The organism is Mycobacterium sp. UM_CSW (assembly GCF_000455205.1).
GTDB lineage: Bacteria > Actinomycetota > Actinomycetes > Mycobacteriales > Mycobacteriaceae > Mycobacterium.
This window is the reverse complement of the sequence record NZ_AUWQ01000048.1, coordinates 45,351-61,789: the sequence shown is the minus strand read 5'-3', so window position 1 is coordinate 61,789 and position 16,439 is coordinate 45,351. Positions and strand designations below refer to the sequence as shown.

The following is a 16,439-nucleotide window of genomic DNA, read 5'->3' as shown; positions in this document are numbered from 1 at the left end:
CCACCGCGTCGACGGCGGCCCGTGACAGCGGCGCCCGGCCCAGGTTGGTGTGCACGACGACGCCGGTGGCGTTGAGGACGGGCCGCAGGCTCGACGCGGTGGCCGGAAGGGCGGCGACGGCGTGCTCGGCGACGCGCTCGGGCTCGATCTCCCCGGCACGGGCCCGCCGCTGCGCCTCCACGATCACCGACTTCACCAGTGCGCGGCCCAGCACGCGCTGCGCCTCGACCAGGCGCGGGTCGGCGAGCAGGACGTCGGTCCCGGGCACCCGTCGGCGCGGGTCGCTCATGTGAGGCTCGGGGGAGTATGGCGGAGGCGGACGGGAATCGAACCCGCCAGCGGCAGCGTCTGCCGTTCGACGGTTTTGAAGACCGCGCCGGTCACCAGACCGGACACGCCTCCTCGGACCATGGCGACAATTATGGACTTCGTGACTTACCGACTGACCCAGTACGCCCACGGCGGCGGCTGCGCGTGCAAGATCCCGCCCGGTGAACTGGAGGACATCGTGCGCGGACTCGGGCCGGCCGCGCCGCGCGACCCGCTCGGCGAGTTGCTGGTCGGGCTCGACCACGGCGACGACGCCGCGGCGGTCCGGATCGAAGGCGGCACGGCGCTGATCGCGACGACGGACTTCTTCACCCCGGTGGTGGACGACGCCTACGACTGGGGCCGGATCGCGGCCACCAACGCGCTGTCCGACGTGTACGCGATGGGCGGGCGCCCGGTGGTCGCGGTGAACCTGCTGGGTTGGCCGCGCGACGTGCTGCCGTTCGAGCTGGCGGCCGAGACGCTGCGCGGCGGGCTGGACGTCTGCGGCCTGGCCGGCTGCCACCTCGCCGGCGGGCACAGCGTCGACGACCCGGAGCCCAAATACGGGCTGGCCGTCACCGGGGTCGCGGACCCGAACCGGTTGCTGCGCAACGACTCCGGCAAACCCGGCACCCCGCTGTCGCTGACCAAGCCGCTCGGCATCGGCGTCCTGAACAGCAGGCACAAGGCCACCGGGGAGCGCTTCGAGCAGGCGATCGACGTGATGACCACCCTCAACGCCGACGCGGCGGCCGCGGCGCTGGCAGCGGGCGCCGATTGTGCAACGGACATAACGGGTTTCGGCCTGTTGGGCCACCTTTACAAGTTGGCGCGAGCCAGCGGGGTCACGGCGGTGATCGACTCGGCGGCGGTGCCGTATCTGGATGGCGCGCGCGAGGCGCTGGCGGCCGGCTACGTCAGCGGCGGCACCCGGCGCAACCTCGACTGGGTGGCGCCGCACGCGGACCTGTCCGCGGTCGGCGAGGACGAGGCCCTGCTGCTCGCCGACGCGCAAACCTCCGGCGGTTTGCTGATCGCCGGCGAGATCCCGGGTGCGCCCGTCATCGGGGAGCTGGTGCCCCGCGCCGAGCACCCGATCGTGGTGCGCTGAGCGGGCGGGGTTTCGGCCGGGCGCACTAGGCTTAGGGGCATGGCCCCAAAAAAGACGATGCGCAAGCTTTTCCTGGAGTGGCCCGTCGTGCGTCAGCTGCGCTCGGGGGACAAGCTCGGCCGCGGGTCGGCCGTCACCTCGAAACAGACCCGCGCCGTCGCGCCGCGCACGACGACGGCCGACCGCGTGGTCCAAAGCATCTGTCCCTACTGCGCCGTCGGCTGCGGGCAGAAGGTGTACGTCAAGGACGAACGGGTGGTCCAGATCGAGGGCGACCCGGACTCGCCGATCTCGCGAGGCCGCTTGTGTCCCAAGGGTGCTGCCAGTGAACAGCTGGTGAACTCGCCAGGCCGGCAGCTGAAGGTGCTCTACCGCGCTCCGCGAGCGACCGAGTGGCAGCCACTCGAGCTGGACACCGCGATCGACATGGTGGCCGACCGCTTCGTCGAGGCGCGCCGCCATTCCTGGCAGGACATCGACAAGAAGGGACATCCGCTGCGGCGCACCATGAAGATCGCCGCACTCGGCGGTGCCACCCTGGATAACGAAGAGAACTACGTCATCAAGAAGCTCTTCACCGCCGCCGGCGCGATTCAGATCGAGAATCAAGCTCGTATTTGACACAGCTCCACGGTTCCCGGTCTGGGGACCTCCTTCGGGCGCGGTGGCGCCACCCAAACACTGCAAGACATGGCCAACGCGGACTGCATCGTCATCCAGGGCTCGAACATGGCCGAGTGTCATCCCGTCGGCTTCCAGTGGGTCGAGGAGGCGAAATCGCGCGGCGCCAAGGTGATTCACGTCGATCCGCGGTTTACTCGCACGTCGGCGGTGTCGGACAAGCACATCCCGATCCGGGCGGGCTCTGACGTGGTGCTGCTAGGGGCGCTGATCAACCACATCATCTCTGCCGAACTGTGGTTCAAGGAGTACGTCGTCGCGTACACCAATGCGGCCACGCTGATCAACGAAAATTACCGTGACACAGAGGATCTGGGCGGTCTGTTCTCCGGTTACGATCCCGAGACCGGGCAGTACGACCAGTCGACCTGGGCCTATGCCGGACAGGAAGAGGACCAACACCGTCAAGAGCACGGCTCCAGCGCATCCGCCCGAGCGGCCGGCGACGTGCACGGCAGCGGCGGTCCGCCCTTGCCGCACGCTCGCGTGCTGCGCGACGAGACCCTGCAGCATCCCCGCACGGTGTTTCAGATCGTCAAACGACATTACGCGCGGTACACGCCGGAGATGGTGCGCGACGTCTGCGGTATCAGCGCCGAAGACTTCGACTACCTGGCCCGCTCGATCGTCGAGAACTCCGGGCGTGAGCGCACCACGTGTTTCGCCTACGCCGTCGGCTGGACTCAGCACACGCTGGGAGCCCAATTCATCCGCACCGCAACGATTCTGCAGTTGTTGCTCGGCAACGTCGGTCGCCCGGGCGGCGGGATCATGGCGCTGCGCGGTCACGCCACCATCCAGGGGTCGACCGATATTCCGACGTTGTTCAACCTGCTCCCCGGCTACTTGTCGATGCCGAAGGCCGGCGTGCACGACACGTTCCGTGAGTACATCGAAGCGGTCGGGCCAAAGAATCAGAAGGGTTTCTGGGCCGACGCGGACACCTACTTCGTCAGCCTGCTCAAGGCGTGGTGGGGAGACGCCGCCCGGGCGGACAACGACTGGGCCTACGACTACCTGCCGCGGCTGTCCGGCCCGCACGGCACGTACCAGACGGTCATGTCGATGCTCGACGACGAGGTCGACGGGTACTTCCTGCTCGGCCAGAATCCGGCCGTCGGCTCGGCGCACGGCCGGTTGCAGCGCATGGGGATGTCGCGCCTGAAGTGGTTGGTGGTGCGCGATCTCAACCTGATCGAGTCGGCCACCTTCTGGAAGGACGGCCCCGAAATCGCCTCCGGCGAGCTGAAAACCGAGGAAATCGAGACCGAGGTGTTCTTCTTCCCGGCGGCCACGCACGTCGAGAAGGCCGGTTCGTTCACCCAGACCCAACGGCTTGTGCAGTGGCGCCACAAGGCCGTCGACCCGCCCGGCGACTGCCAGAGCGAGCTGCAATTCTTCGTCGAGCTGGGCAAGCGAATCCGGCAGCGGCTGGCCGGCTCTACCGACGCACGCGACCGGCCGCTGCTGGACCTGACCTGGGACTACCCCACCGACGAGCATGGCGAGCCCGACCCCACCGCGGTGCTGGCCGAGATCAGCGGCTGCTACCTGACCGGGCCCAAGGCCGGCCAGCCCGTGCCGGGGTACACCGAGCTGGGGGCCGACGGGTCGACGTCGTGCGGCTGCTGGATCTACTCGGGGGTGTATGCCGAAGGGGTCAACCAGGCCGCCCGACGGTCGCCGCTGGGGGGGCCGAGTCCCAGCCAGTCCGAGTGGGGCTGGGCCTGGCCGGCCGACCGCCGCATCCTGTACAACCGCGCATCGGCCGACCCGGATGGCAAACCGTGGAGTGAGCGCAAGCGCTACATCTGGTGGGATGAGCAGCGCGCCCGTTGGGTCGGCGACGACGTGCCCGATTTCCCGGTCGACCGCGCCCCACACGTCCGGCCGGATCCGGACATCGGCGGCCCGGATGCACTGGCCGGCGATGACCCGTTCATCATGCAGGCCGACGGCAAAGCCTGGCTGTTCGCCCCGAAGGGGATGGTCGACGGGCCACTGCCCACGCATTACGAACCGCAGGAGTCCCCGGTCGCCAACGCGCTGTATCCCCAGCAACGAAACCCGTCGCGAATCACGTTCCCGCGTAAGGACAACCTCAGCGCGCCCAGCGCCGGCGAGCCCGGGGCCGACGTGTATCCGTACGTGTTCACCACCTACCGGCTCACCGAGCACCACACTGCCGGCGGCATGAGCCGGTGGCTGCCCTACCTGTCGGAGCTGCAGCCGGAGATGTTCTGCGAGGTGTCCCCTGAGCTGGCCGCCGAGCGCGGCCTGGAGCCCTACGGGTGGGCCACCATCGTCTCGCCCCGCTCGGCGATCGAGGCGAGGGTGCTGGTCACCGAACGCGTCGCGCCGCTGGTGATCAACGGCCACACGGTGCACCAGATCGGCTTGCCCTACCACTGGGGCGTCGGCGGCGACGCGGTGGTCAGCGGGGACGCGGCCAACGACTTGCTGGGCGTCACACTGGATCCCAACGTGCAGATCCAGGAGTCGAAGGCCGGGTCGTGCGACATTCGGCCCGGCCGCCGGCCGCAGGGCGAAGAGCTGCTCCGCCTGATCGCCGAATACCAATCTCGCTCGGGCGCCACTGCCGAGACGGGAAATGTACGACTGAGCGACGCCGTCGGGGAAGGGGGAGCCGATGGGCCAGCTGAGCGGACCGACTGACCCGGCCGCCGAAGCAGGTTGGGCAGTTCCCAAGCCGCGCAAGGGATTCTTCACCGACACCTCGATCTGCATCGGCTGCAAGGCCTGCGAGGTCGCCTGCAAGGAATGGAACCGCAACCCGCGCGACGGGGAGCTGGAGCTGCTGGGTTCGTCCTACGACAACACCGGCGCGCTGGGCGCGAGCACGTGGCGGCACGTCGCGTTCATCGAGCAGGGCCGCGACCGCATCGATCAGGCGCGCGAATCCGGCCGGGCGCTAATCGATTTGGGGATGCCCGCCGTGCCGGCACCTCCGGACACCAGCCCGCCGGACACGCCGGAGTTCCGCTGGCTGATGTCGTCGGATGTGTGCAAGCACTGCACCCACGCCGGATGCCTCGACGTCTGCCCGACCGGTGCGTTGTTCCGCACCGAATTCGGCACGGTCGTCGTGCAGGCCGACGTCTGCAACGGGTGCGGCACGTGCGTCGCGGGGTGCCCGTTCGGGGTGGTCGAGCGGCGCAGCGACGGCACCTTTACGACGCCGGCGCAGCGACCGGGTTCCCCAAGCGAGAAACCGGTTTCCGGGGTGGCCCAGAAGTGCACCCTGTGCTACGACCGCCTGGTCGAGGACCAGACACCGGCGTGCGCCCAGACCTGCCCGACCACCTCGATCAAGTTCGGCGACCACGACGACCTGGTGGTCAAGGCGCGGGAGCGGGTCGCCGCGTTGCACGCCCAGGGGCTGACGGAGGCCCGCCTCTACGGCGCCAACGAGTACGACGGGGTGGGCGGCACCGGCTCGATCTTCCTGTTGCTCGACGAGCCGGAGGTCTACGGGCTGCCGCCCGACCCGCGGGTGTGCACGGCCGACCTGCCCGAAATGTTCAAGCGGGCCGGCCTGGCCGCGGCCGGCATGTTCGGCGCGGCGGTGCTGGCGTTCTGGAGGAGCAGGTGACCACCTCGGAATTCGACAGCGTGCGCCCGCCCGAGCCGACGGGCGGCCGGCGGCGCAACGGAAAGGGCAAGGGGCGCAAGGGCGGTGCCGACGGCTCGCGTGAGATGCCGATGGTGCCCGAGGCGGAGTTCAGCTCGTACTACGGACGCCCGGTGGTCAAGCCCGCGCCGTGGGGACATGAAGTGGCGGCATACCTGTTCCTGGGCGGCGTCGCCGGTGGGTCGGGTCTGCTGGCGGCCGGCGCGCAGCTCACCGGCCGGGACAAGCTGCGCCGCAACACCAGGCTGTCCGCGCTGATCGCGGTGATGCTGGGCGCGGTCGCGCTGGTGAAGGACCTAGGCCGGCCCGAGCGTTTCGTGAACATGCTGCGGACCATCAAGCTGACCTCGCCGATGAGCGTCGGATCGTGGATCCTGAGCTCCTTCAGCGCCGGGATCGGGTTGGCCACGGTCTCCGAGATCGACCGGATGACCGGCGAGCGCATCCCGCTGGGCCCGCTGCGGGCCCCGCTGCGCGCGCTCGAGGGCCCGGCGGGATTGGAAGCCGCGGTCCTCGCGCCGCCGCTTGCCGTCTACACCGCGGTGCTGCTCAGCGACACCGCAACCCCGACGTGGAACGCCGCCTACAAAGACCTGCCGTTCGTGTTCGCGAGCTCGGCGACCCTGGCCGCGTCGGGATTGGCGATGATCACCACCCCGGTGGCCGAGGCCGGGCCCGCCCGCACCCTGGCCATCATCGGTGCGGCGAGCGATCTGGTCTCCGCCAGGTTCACCGAACACCGGATGGACCCGGTGACCAGGGAACCGCTGCACCACGGCAGGCCGGGCCGGCTGCTGGCGTGGAGCGAACGCCTCGCGGCCGCAGGCGGTTTGGGCGCATTGCTCGGCGGGAAACACCGCGGCGTCGCCGCCCTGTCCGGGATCGCGCTGCTGACGGCCTCGGCAATGCTGCGGTTCGGGTTCTTCGAGGCGGGGCTGGAGTCGACCCGCGACCCCCGATACACGATCGAGCCGCAGAAGCGCAGGCTGGCGGCGCGCCGGGCGGCGGGCGTCACGGGAGACTCCATCACCACCGCGGATTAGCCGTTTGCGCTCGTGAGCGCCCGCGAACCGAACGAGGCTGCGAGTTTCGGCACCGTTTGTCGCAGTGTGGTTGGGCTCGCGTGCGCAAGGCGTTACGTCCGCGAACGCGTGGGTATCCAGTTGGCTATGACGAATTTTGGCTACACTTTGATGACCGAGCAGAGTGGACCCAAAGACCTTGTGCGGCACGCAGTTTCAGCCGAAGATCGCGGGTTCGACTTCGAGGTGTGCAGTGACCACTTCTCGCCCTGGCTGACGTCGCAGGGGCACGCGCCGAACGCCTGGGCGGTGCTGGGTGCGGTGGCGCACGCCACCGAACGGGTGGACCTGTACACCTACGTGACGTGCCCGACGATGCGGTATCACCCCGCGATCGTCGCGCAGCAGGCCGCCACCGTGCAGATCCTGTCCGACGGCCGGTTCACCCTCGGCCTGGGCAGCGGCGAGAACCTCAACGAACATGTCGTCGGTAGGGGCTGGCCCACCGTCGAGCGTCGGCAGGACATGCTGCGCGAAGCCATCAAGATCATCCGGGAGCTGTTCGGCGGCGAGCTGGTGAGCTGGCGCGGCGAGTACTTCCAGGTGGACTCGGCGCGGCTGTGGGACGTGCCGGACGTTCCGATCGGCATCGGGGTCGCGATGTCCGGGGCGAAGGGCGTTGAGAAGTTCGCCAGGCTGGCCGAACACCTGATAGCCGTGGAGCCCGACGCGGAACTCGTCCGCGAGTGGCACGCCGCGCGCCAGGCCGCCAACCTCGCCGGCGGCGGGCGGGTGGTCGGCCAGATCCCGGTGTCGTGGGACCCCGACCGGGATGCCGCCATCCAGCGCGCGCACGACCAGTTCCGCTGGTTCGGCGGCGGCTGGAAGGTCAACGCCGACCTGCCGACGCCGGCCGGTTTCGCCGGCGCGACCCAGTTCGTGCGGCCCGAAGACGTTGCCGAGTCGATTCCGTGCGGCCCCGACCTGGATGCGATCGTCGAGGCGGTCCGACCCTACTGGGAGGCCGGGTTTACCGACATCGCGCTGGTCCAGATCGGCGGCGAGACGCAGGACCTCTTCCTCAAAGAGGCCGCCCAGCCTTTGCTCGACGCGCTGCGCGACGCGGCCGGTTGATCACAAGTTTGGGCCGTTTCTGCCCGGGTATCCGACAGCCAACGTGGGCTTCGGGCTACCACCGGCAGTTTGACGTATCAACAGGGGCTTAGGGCCGGCGCGGGCGTAAGGCCAGCAAATCTGCTGTGCAGCAGCCGTTTTGTGCCCGCTTGCGCCCGGCCCGGCAAGGGAGTCGACAATGAACGATCGATCCGGCAACACCACGGCGCCGCTGGTGAAGGCGCTCGCCGGCGCCAGCTTCGGGCTCGGTCTGGCCGAGCTGGTGGCGCCCCAGAAGGTTGCTGCGATCGCGGGCGTGGAAGACACGCGCCTGTCCCGCCGGGTCATCCGCGCGCTCGGCGCCCGCGAATGCGGCCATGGGGCCGCGTTGTCGGTCGGCTCGGACCGGCTGGTCTGGACGCGGGTGGCCGGCGACGTCCTGGATGTGGCGTTGCTGCTGGCCGGCGTGGCCGCCCGGGACCGTGGTCGCCGGCGCCGGGGCGCGATTTCGGCGGCCGTCCTCGGCGGCATCGGGGCGGTCGACCTCTACGCCGCGCTGCGTGCCACCCGCGACGGCGGCGGCCGCCACGCCAACGGCGCGCGCAACCGAACCGTGCGCGCCGCGGTCACGGTCCGGCGCCCACCCGAGGACGTATACCGCTTCTGGCGGGACCTGGAGAACCTGCCCAGCTTCATGCACCACCTGCAATCGGTCACCACCGGCTCCGACGGGCGCTCGCACTGGGTGGCCAGCGCGCCGGTGGGGCAGCCGGTCCAATGGGATGCGCAGATAACCGAGGACCGACCCGGCGAGCGGATCGCGTGGCAATCGCTGCCCGGCTCGTCGATCCAAAACGGCGGCAGCGTCGAGTTCACGCCCGCCACCACTGGCGACGGAACCGAGGTTCGGGTCCGCATCGGCTACCAGATGCCGGGGGGCGCCGTCGGCAAGGCCGCCGCGACCCTGCTCGGCGAATCGCCCGACCAACAGGTCAACGACGACCTTCGGCGGTTCAAGCAAATCTTGGAGACGGGTCAGGTGCTGCGCTCGGACGGCTCGCCGGAAGGCACCGCCGCGGCCCGGCAGCTGCATCAGCAGCCCGCCCAGCCGAACGGTAACAACGGAAAAGGAGCGACCGCATGAAGGCCACGATCTGGGCGGGACGCAACAGCGTTGAGGTGAAATCGGTTCCGGACCCGACGATTCTCAACGAGCGCGACGCCATCGTGCGCGTCACCTCGACGGCGATCTGCGGTTCGGACCTGCACCTCTACGACGGCTACATCCCGACCGTCAAGCACGGGGACGTGCTGGGCCACGAGTTCATGGGCGAGGTCGTCGAGGTCGGGAAGGCGGTGCCCAACCTCGCCGTCGGCGACCGGGTGGTGGTGCCGTTCCCGATCGCGTGCGGGGCCTGCTCGGCCTGCGAACGTGACCTGTATTCGCTGTGCGAGAACTCGAACCCGAACGCGGGCATCGCCGAGAAGTTCATGGGTCATTCCCCGGCGGGGCTCTTCGGGTATTCGCACATGCTCGGTGGATTCGCCGGTGGCCAAGCGGAATACGCCCGGGTGCCGTTCGCCGACGTGGGACCGCTTCGGGTCGAAGACGATCTCACAGACGATCAAGTGTTGTTCTTGTCGGACATCTTGCCGACGGGCTACATGGGCGCCGAGATGTGCGATATCCAACCCGGCCAGGTCGTGGCGGTGTGGGGCGCCGGTCCGGTCGGGCTGTTCGCGATCATGAGCGCGTTCCTGCTGGGCGCATCGAAGGTCATCGCCATCGACCGGGTGCCCTATCGGCTCGAGCTGGCCGAAAAGATCGGCGCGACAACCGTCAACTTCGACGAAACGCCGGTCCTCGAGGGGCTTCAGGACATCACCGCCGGGCGGGGGCCGGATCACTGCATCGATGCGGTCGGGATGGAGGCGCGCAATGGGTCCACCCCGGTGGACGCCTACGATCGGGTGAAGCAGGCGATGCGGCTGGAAACCGAACGCCCGCATGCACTTCGGGAAGCAGCGATGAGTTGCCGCAACGGCGGCACCATCTCGATCGTCGGGGTCTACGGCGGCCTGATGGACAAGTTTCCCATCGGCGCGATCATGAACCGGTCGCTGACCATCAAGACGGGCCAATGCCACGTGCAGCGCTACATGCGGCCCCTACTGGAGCGGATCCGCAGCGGCGACATCGACCCGACCGTCATCATCACCCACCATCTCGGGCTCGATCAGGCGCCGCACGGCTACGAGATCTTCAAACACAAGCAGGACGGCTGCACCAAAGTCGTCCTCCATCCGTGAAGGAGGTATCGCGATGTCAAATGAGTTGCAAGGGACAAAGATTGCCATCCTGGCGGCGGACGGCGTGGAGAAGGTGGAACTGGAGCAGCCACGTGCGGCCCTGGAAGAAGCCGGCGCCGAGGTCGAGGTGCTGTCGTTGAAGCCGGGCGAAATCCAGGCTCGTGACCACGATCTCGAGCCCGCGGGCACCTTCCCCGTCGACCGCCCCGTGTCGGACGCGTCGGTGGGCGACTTCGGCGGCCTGGTACTCCCGGGCGGCACGGTGAACCCGGACAAGTTGCGTCTGGACGAGGCCGCGGTCAAGTTCGTCCGCGACTTCGTCGTCTCCGGCAAGCCGGTCGCCGCAATCTGCCACGGACCGTGGACGTTGGTGGAGGCGGGCGTGGCGGTGGGGCGAACGCTGACCTCCTATCCCAGCATCCGTACGGACCTGCGTAACGCCGGCGCCCATGTGGTGGACGAAGAGGTGGTGGTTGACGGCAACCTGATCACCAGCCGCTCACCGTCGGACCTGCCCGCGTTCTGCGAGACCATCGTCAAGCAATTCGCCCACGGCAGTGCGGGATAGCCGCCGCCGGACCGTTTTAACCCGCAAGTTTGCGGGCATTACACAGGCCAGGCCGTGATCGCCACGGCGATCTCTGCCAGGCTGAGCGAAAGGCCCACGTTGACAACAACCTATCCCGAGCCTGCGATCTCGGTTGCGCATAATGTGTACCAGCCCCAAGAGGATTCCCGATTGCTGGTCGACGCAATGCACCACACCGCCCTCATTCCGGGACGACGGGTCCTCGACCTTTGTACGGGTAGCGGATTCGTCGCGATCGCCGCGGCCGAGATGGGCTGTGCCAGCGTGACCGCCTGCGACACCTGCCACCACGCGGTGCGTTGTTCGCGCGGTAACGCCGCCCTGGCCGGCGTGGAGGTGGACGTCCGGCTGGGATCGTGGACCGAAGCCGTCGACTGGGCGCCGTTCGACGTGGTGGTGGCCAATCCTCCTTATGTCCCGGCCCCGCCCGCCGGCGTTGCCGAGCCAGGCCGCGCGATTGCCGGACCGTCGTGGGCCTGGGACGCGGGTCCCGACGGGCGCCTGGTTCTGGATCCGCTGTGCGAGGCGGCGCCAAAGTTGTTGTGCGACGGCGGATCCCTTTTGCTCGTGCACTCGGCGCTCGCCGGCGTCCAACAATCCCTGGATCGCCTGAAATGGGCCGGCCTGAGGGCCGAAGTCATGGCGTCCAAGTGGATTCCGTTCGGTCCCGTCATGTCGGCTCGGGCCAATTGGCTGGAGGAGACGGGGCGGATCCCGCGCGGGCGCCGGGAAGAGGAGCTCGTGGTGATCCGGGCGGACAAGCCATGACCACCACGCGGGTACAGGTGGTGGCCGGAGGACCCGTGCTGGTATCCGGACCGGTGCGGGTGGAGACCCCCGGTGGCGATGTCGTCGAGTCCGACCGCTTCATGGTGGCGATCTGCACCTGCCGGCGCAGCGACGATTATCCGTTGTGCGACACCAGCCATCGCCGCTGCCGCGGCGTCAAGAAGCAGACGAACTAGTCCAGGTTCCTGCGCAACGACGTCTGGCCCTGCTTCCACGCCCCGATGAGCTTGTCCGCCAAGCGGTTTTCCACCGCCGCGTGCGCGCGGATCCCGAAGACGACATCGGAGTCGAGGTGCGGTTCCCGCGCCACGAGGTCGCCGACGACGTCGATGCGCACCACCTGTTCGTGTACCGCGTCGGCCTCGACGTGCTCGCTGTAGAAGCCGACGCAGGCCGGCGGCGCATCCATCCTCTGCAAGGCCTGCACCATTCGCCGCGATCCCGGCGGCGACGTGATCTCCGTCGAGGCGAAATGCCCGATCGCGGCGCCCCGCAGCCGACGGTGCAACCCGAACAGCGACATGAGATTCACCACGGCCAGTGCCTCGGCGGGGACGGCGTCGAGGTAGCCCAGATAGGTCTCGTCCAGACCGGCCGCCGTCAACAGGTCCGCGAAGAGTTGCTGGTGCAGGCGCGGGCCCTGGCCTGCGCCGTACTCGTCGAATTCGACGGCGACGAACGCGGCCTTCGCGGTGCCCATCAGCCGCGGGATCGCCCACGCGTGCGGGTCGCCCTCTTTGAGGTGATACAGCGACCGGTGCACGAAGTACTCGCGCATCTGCTGCCAGGTTCCCGAGTCGCGCAGGAAATATGACGGCCCGTCACCGTCGGCGGGCTCGATGGAAATCGCCTCCATCTCGGCCTGCGCCGTTTGGCCGGGGTCGATGGGACCGACATCGCGGCGCACCCCCGCCAGGAACACGCGTTCCAGTTCCGCGCGCAACCGCAGCAGCGCGGGATTCCACTCCCAGGTGGGGTCGACGCCCGCGAAGCCGCGGTAGTGCAGCTCGTAGCACATGCACAGGGCGAGCTGAAGATCCAGGCCGAAGGGGTCGGAGTCCCGCACGGACGCGCCGATGCGGGTGAGGTTGTCGTGTGCGGGGGGGCCGGCCAGCGCGCGGTGGACGGCCGTCGACAGCGGTCCGTGCGCCGCCGGCAGGGCAGGCTCGACAGTGATTGATGCGCGAGTCACGCCGATGACTACCCGAGAATCGGGCCAGGCAAACGAAGGCCCGTCAGCCCGGGGGTTCCGAAATTCGGAAGGTGTTCTCGATGGTCGTGCCCTCCGGGCTGTTGCGCACTTCCATTGTGTCGCTGATCGCTTGCATCAACACCAGGCCGCGCCCGCTGTTGCCCGGGTCGGCGGCCGGCGTCTTCCACGAGCCGTCGTCGGTCACCCGCGTCCGGATTCGGCCATCGGTCAATTCCGCGTCGAGCAGCATCGTCCCGACCCGGTGTCCGCGGTAGGCGTGCTCGACGCAGTTGGTGCAGGCTTCGTTGACGACCAGCACGATGTCGGCGGCCAGCGCGTTCGGAACCTCGGCGGCGCGCAGCCATGTGGCCAACCGGTGCCGGATGTCGACCAATTGGTCGGCGACGGCATCGCTTTCGATGCGCAGCCGCGTCGGCCGATGCCGGTATATCACCATGGCGACGTCGTCGTCATACCCCGATGCGGGGGCCAGCGCACGGACGATGGTCTGTGGGACGTCCGCCAGCGGCAGCTTCGTCGTCTCAAGCAAAACATCTGCGGCGCGGGCGATTCCGATGTCGATCGACTCGTGTTTGCGCTCGACCAGGCCGTCCGTGTACAGCATCAGCGTCGAGCCCGCCGGCAGCACCCGGGATGCCTGCGGCCGCGGTTCCGCGCGGCGCACCGCGAGGGGCACCGAGGCGGCGTCGGTCACCACCGTCGTGGTCGCGGGCCGCGGACCCGCGACCATCGCGGGCATGTGGCCGGCGTTGCTGTATTCCAGGACGCCGGTGTCGGTGTCCAGGATCGCGAGAAAGACGGTGGTGCAGTAGGCATTCGGGATGAGCGACGCCGCCAGGTCGAGCTGTTCGAGCACGAGGGCCGGCTGGGCGCCGTTGATCAACAGCGCGCGCGCCGAACTGCGTAGCTGGCCCATCACCGCAGCCGCCGGCAGGCCGCGGCCAACGCAGTCGCCGACGACGATGCCGATGCGGTTGCCGCCGATCGGCAGCACGTCATACCAGTCGCCCCCGATTTCCAAGGGCAGGACGGCCGGCTCGTAGCACACGGCGAAGCCGGCGGGCGGCTGCACCGTGGGTAGCATGGCGCGCTGCAGGGTCAGCGAGGTTTCGCGCGCGCTCTCGAACTGGCGCACGTGCTGCATGGCCAGGCTCAGGTGGCCGACGAGCACCGTGACCAGCAGCCGGTCTTCGGCGCTGATCCAACGGGGTGTCAGCAGCTCCAGCCAGAGCGCGAGGTCTCCCGTGTTGGACAGCACCGCCACCAATCCCTGTGCCTTGCCGGGATTCTCGGGCCTGTCCACCGTCTTGGCCGTCAGCGGCAGCTGGTGGCGTGCGTCCTGGAACGTGTCGCGCAGCCAGGGATCCAGTTCGCGCCAGGAGGATTCGGCGGGTTCGCCCGCCACCTGAACGGTCGGTTCGCCCCCGCCGGCGGGCCACGAGACGGCGATCACCCGCTTGACGTCGATCGCCGTCCGGCATTCTTCGAGGGTGATCGACAGCAGCTCGGCCACGCTCTTGGCCACGGCCACCGCTGTCGCGAGCCGCAGCACCGCGCTCTCGCGGGCGGCGAACGCGCGCTCCGCGGTGACGTCCCGGATTGTGCCGACGTAGACGTCCCGGTCGCTGCCCACCTCCTTGACCGCGTTGATGCTGACCATCACCCACGCGAGATGTCCGTCCCGATGCCGAATCGGGGTTTCGTACGCGGCGCTGCCGTTGCTTCGGACCAGCGATTGCTGCTCACGCGCGGTCTTCCTGTCGACCAGCCACGGGTGCGGCCACCGGTACGGCAGCCCCTCGGCGGGATAGCCGAGGATCTCGATGAAGGCGTTGTTCACTTCCACCACCGAGCCCTCGTGGTCGGCGACGAAAAAGCCCTCCTGCAGCGAATTCACCAGCGCCGTACGGAATTTGTCGCGATCGGCAAGCCCCTCGGCCCGGGCCCGCTCTTGCGCGAAGCGCCTGGTGCCGTCGAGGAATCCGCGGGTCGCGACGTCCAAGGGGGCCAGGGTCTGCAACAGGAATTCCAGGGCGATGGGGGCGTCGACTTGGTAGTCCTGACAGGTGTCGAGAACCAGCCGAACGTGGTGCTCGATGATTTCGAGCACGCTGATGTCTTCCTCGAGAGCGCGGCGGCCGAGCTCGTGGCCGACGGTCAGGACGTCCTCGTCGCGGGTGTCCAAGTAGCTGCGCAGTGCGGCGCCGTACTGGGCGTGGAAGTCGTCGTTGCCGTTCATCTCGATGCTCCCCGGTGACGCGCGGCAAGCACCATGGCATCGTCGATCTCCTTGGCGTGCTTTCCCAGGAGTTCTTCGGCGATGTCCAGGGCGGTGGCAGCGAAGTCGATGTGATCCAGGTAGTCCTCGGCGATTCCGTCGGTGCTCATCACTAGGAGGTCGCCCGGGCGGATCGGAACCACCTGGGCGGGCCTGATTTCGGGCATGCGGTAGCCGACGATGCCGCCGGTGAGGCGCGCGGTCGATCGGATCTGGACACCGGTCGGCGCCTTGGCCACCAGCTGGGCGGTGACATTGCCGACCCCCGTCCACGTCAGGGTGCGGGCCGCAAAGTCCACCCTGGCCAGCGTCATGGCGACCCCCCTGGTGCCCTCCAGCATGCGGTGGCAGAGCTGGACCAACACCTCGAGCCGCTCCGAGCTCGCGCGCTTGACCGCGTCGACGGCGCGCAGCGCCGCATCCGCGGCCTCCGGACCGTGGCCGAGGCCATCCACCACGCCGAACAGGGCGGCGTGACCGTCGATGTCGACGGCGACCCCTCGGTCGCCGGACGTGAACTCACTGGGCATAGGGCGACCCGCCCTTGCCCACTCGATCGGCCCGAGCCGGCCATGCTCATGCACGGGAGGGGACCCACTTCCACATCTCGATGACCGTTCCGTGACCAAGTTTCGAATCCACTACCAAGCGGTCCATCAGGCGGCGGGCGCCGGGCAGGCCCATCCCCAGCCCGCGACCGGTGGAGTAGCCGTCCTCCAGCGCGCGCTCGATGTCGGCGATGCCGGGCCCGTCGTCCTCCGCGCGCACCACCAGGGCCGTGCGCCCGTCCCGTTCGGCCACGGCGATCCGGACGGCCCCGCGCCCCGCGTAGCTGGTGATGTTGCGGGCTATTTCGGAGATCGCCGTGGCGATCATGGTCACGTCGGTCAGCGAGAAGCCGAGATCGAGAGCGAGCTGGTGTCCGGCCTTGCGGGCGGCGACGATGTCGTCGGAGTTTCGGATGTCGACGACGATGTCACCCGCCACCATCGCGCCCGATCGTCGATTTCCCCACTCCGCCTTGGCGATTCAGCAGCGCGAGGCCCTCTTCGAGATCCAGTGCGGTGTTCATGTCGTCGAACTGCAGGCCCAGTTGCACCATCGCGAAGGCCACTTCCGGTTGTAGACCCACGATCACGGTGTCCGCGCCGCGCAGCCGGGTCATGTGGGCGATGGTTCGCAGCGAGCGCGCGGCGAACGAGTCCATCACGTCGATGGCGGTGACGTCGACGATGATTCCCTGCGCGCGAAACCGGCTGACCCTTTCCATCAGGTCGAAGCGAAGGCGTTCGGCGTCGGAGTCGGTGAGCGCCGACTGCACCGAAGCGATCAGAATCGCGCCCTGTTTCAGGATCGGTACTGGCATGGG

Annotated in this window: 15 protein-coding genes, 1 tRNA gene and 1 pseudogene; 10 read left to right on the top strand and 7 right to left on the bottom strand. The window is 68.8% G+C overall.

Going from position 1 to position 16,439, the window contains the following annotated elements; all coding sequences use genetic code 11:
• Together N415_RS17910 and N415_RS17905 are read right to left on the bottom strand one after the other, a co-directional pair.
• Positions 1 to 289 (bottom strand): annotated as a pseudogene (locus N415_RS17910) (L-seryl-tRNA(Sec) selenium transferase); the annotation flags it as partial.
• An 18-nt stretch (positions 290 to 307) separates the two neighbouring features.
• Positions 308 to 402 (bottom strand) — tRNA-Sec (locus N415_RS17905).
• 28 nt (positions 403 to 430) lie between these two features.
• Between N415_RS17905 and selD the strand changes: the two genes are divergently transcribed.
• From selD to N415_RS17850, 10 genes are all read left to right on the top strand, one after another.
• Positions 431 to 1,423, top strand: a complete 993-nt coding sequence (gene selD, locus N415_RS17900) for a selenide, water dikinase SelD (protein ID WP_068184772.1) — start codon at positions 431 to 433, stop codon at positions 1,421 to 1,423.
• Positions 1,424 to 1,480: 57 nt separating this feature from the next.
• Entirely contained in the window at positions 1,481 to 4,780 is a 3,300-nt protein-coding gene (gene fdh / locus N415_RS17890; RefSeq protein ID WP_152531456.1) for a formate dehydrogenase, read from the top strand.
• Positions 4,755 to 5,717, top strand: a complete 963-nt coding sequence (locus N415_RS17885; RefSeq protein WP_068184734.1) for a 4Fe-4S dicluster domain-containing protein — start codon at positions 4,755 to 4,757, stop codon at positions 5,715 to 5,717. The genes fdh and N415_RS17885 overlap by 26 nt, the downstream gene beginning before the upstream one ends.
• Positions 5,714 to 6,799: an NrfD/PsrC family molybdoenzyme membrane anchor subunit gene (gene nrfD / locus N415_RS17880; RefSeq protein ID WP_068184731.1), complete on the top strand. Its 1,086-nt coding sequence runs from the start codon at positions 5,714 to 5,716 to the stop codon at positions 6,797 to 6,799. Before N415_RS17885 ends, nrfD begins: the two co-directional genes overlap by 4 nt.
• A gap of 126 nt (positions 6,800 to 6,925) precedes the next feature.
• Positions 6,926 to 7,912 (top strand): LLM class F420-dependent oxidoreductase, encoded by a 987-nt coding sequence (locus N415_RS17875; RefSeq protein ID WP_068184728.1) that lies wholly within the window; start codon positions 6,926 to 6,928, stop codon positions 7,910 to 7,912.
• Positions 7,913 to 8,090: 178 nt separating this feature from the next.
• On the top strand, positions 8,091 to 9,035 hold the full coding sequence (locus tag N415_RS17870) for an SRPBCC family protein (protein ID WP_068184726.1): 945 nt from the start codon (positions 8,091 to 8,093) through the stop codon (positions 9,033 to 9,035).
• Complete coding sequence (locus N415_RS17865; protein WP_068184724.1) at positions 9,032 to 10,201, top strand: zinc-dependent alcohol dehydrogenase; 1,170 nt, start codon at positions 9,032 to 9,034, stop codon at positions 10,199 to 10,201. Before N415_RS17870 ends, N415_RS17865 begins: the two co-directional genes overlap by 4 nt.
• 13 nt (positions 10,202 to 10,214) lie before the next feature.
• Positions 10,215 to 10,769, top strand: a complete 555-nt coding sequence (locus N415_RS17860; RefSeq protein WP_068184721.1) for a type 1 glutamine amidotransferase domain-containing protein — start codon at positions 10,215 to 10,217, stop codon at positions 10,767 to 10,769.
• A 99-nt stretch (positions 10,770 to 10,868) separates the two neighbouring features.
• Positions 10,869 to 11,558, top strand: a complete 690-nt coding sequence (locus N415_RS17855) for a HemK2/MTQ2 family protein methyltransferase (RefSeq protein ID WP_068184769.1) — start codon at positions 10,869 to 10,871, stop codon at positions 11,556 to 11,558.
• On the top strand, positions 11,555 to 11,755 hold the full coding sequence (locus tag N415_RS17850; RefSeq protein WP_068184718.1) for a CDGSH iron-sulfur domain-containing protein: 201 nt from the start codon (positions 11,555 to 11,557) through the stop codon (positions 11,753 to 11,755). Before N415_RS17855 ends, N415_RS17850 begins: the two co-directional genes overlap by 4 nt.
• On the opposite strand, the gene N415_RS17845 is transcribed toward N415_RS17850, so the two are convergent.
• Genes N415_RS17845 through N415_RS17825 form a run of 5 tightly spaced genes read right to left on the bottom strand, consistent with a single transcriptional unit; the run spans position 11,752 to position 16,436 of the window.
• Entirely contained in the window at positions 11,752 to 12,771 is a 1,020-nt protein-coding gene (locus N415_RS17845; protein ID WP_068184716.1) for an iron-containing redox enzyme family protein, read from the bottom strand. The genes N415_RS17850 and N415_RS17845 overlap by 4 nt on opposite strands.
• Positions 12,772 to 12,814: 43 nt before the next feature.
• A complete protein-coding gene (locus N415_RS17840; RefSeq protein ID WP_068184713.1) occupies positions 12,815 to 15,031 on the bottom strand; it encodes a SpoIIE family protein phosphatase in 2,217 nt (738 codons plus the stop codon).
• Positions 15,028 to 15,600 (bottom strand): SpoIIE family protein phosphatase, encoded by a 573-nt coding sequence (locus N415_RS17835; RefSeq protein WP_081665334.1) that lies wholly within the window; start codon positions 15,598 to 15,600, stop codon positions 15,028 to 15,030. Before N415_RS17835 ends, N415_RS17840 begins: the two co-directional genes overlap by 4 nt.
• A 46-nt stretch (positions 15,601 to 15,646) precedes the next feature.
• Positions 15,647 to 16,057, bottom strand: coding sequence for an anti-sigma regulatory factor (locus tag N415_RS17830; protein WP_068184765.1), 411 nt, complete (start codon positions 16,055 to 16,057; stop codon positions 15,647 to 15,649).
• Complete coding sequence (locus tag N415_RS17825; protein WP_067157499.1) at positions 16,047 to 16,436, bottom strand: STAS domain-containing protein; 390 nt, start codon at positions 16,434 to 16,436, stop codon at positions 16,047 to 16,049. The genes N415_RS17830 and N415_RS17825 overlap by 11 nt, the downstream gene beginning before the upstream one ends.
• Positions 16,437 to 16,439: the final 3 nt, after the last annotated feature.

What these genes read in the sequence shown, in the direction of transcription:
- N415_RS17885 (WP_068184734.1), top strand. Translation starts at nt 4,755, where the DNA reads ATGGGCCAGCTGAGCGGACCGACTGACCCGGCCGCCGAAGCAGGTTGG.
- N415_RS17875 (WP_068184728.1), top strand. Translation starts at nt 6,926, where the DNA reads ATGACGAATTTTGGCTACACTTTGATGACCGAGCAGAGTGGACCCAAA.
- N415_RS17870 (WP_068184726.1), top strand. Translation starts at nt 8,091, where the DNA reads ATGAACGATCGATCCGGCAACACCACGGCGCCGCTGGTGAAGGCGCTC.
- N415_RS17865 (WP_068184724.1), top strand. Translation starts at nt 9,032, where the DNA reads ATGAAGGCCACGATCTGGGCGGGACGCAACAGCGTTGAGGTGAAATCG.
- N415_RS17860 (WP_068184721.1), top strand. Translation starts at nt 10,215, where the DNA reads ATGTCAAATGAGTTGCAAGGGACAAAGATTGCCATCCTGGCGGCGGAC.
- N415_RS17850 (WP_068184718.1), top strand. Translation starts at nt 11,555, where the DNA reads ATGACCACCACGCGGGTACAGGTGGTGGCCGGAGGACCCGTGCTGGTA.
- N415_RS17840 (WP_068184713.1), bottom strand. Translation starts at nt 15,031, where the DNA reads ATGAACGGCAACGACGACTTCCACGCCCAGTACGGCGCCGCACTGCGC.
- N415_RS17835 (WP_081665334.1), bottom strand. Translation starts at nt 15,600, where the DNA reads ATGCCCAGTGAGTTCACGTCCGGCGACCGAGGGGTCGCCGTCGACATC.
- N415_RS17825 (WP_067157499.1), bottom strand. Translation starts at nt 16,436, where the DNA reads ATGCCAGTACCGATCCTGAAACAGGGCGCGATTCTGATCGCTTCGGTG.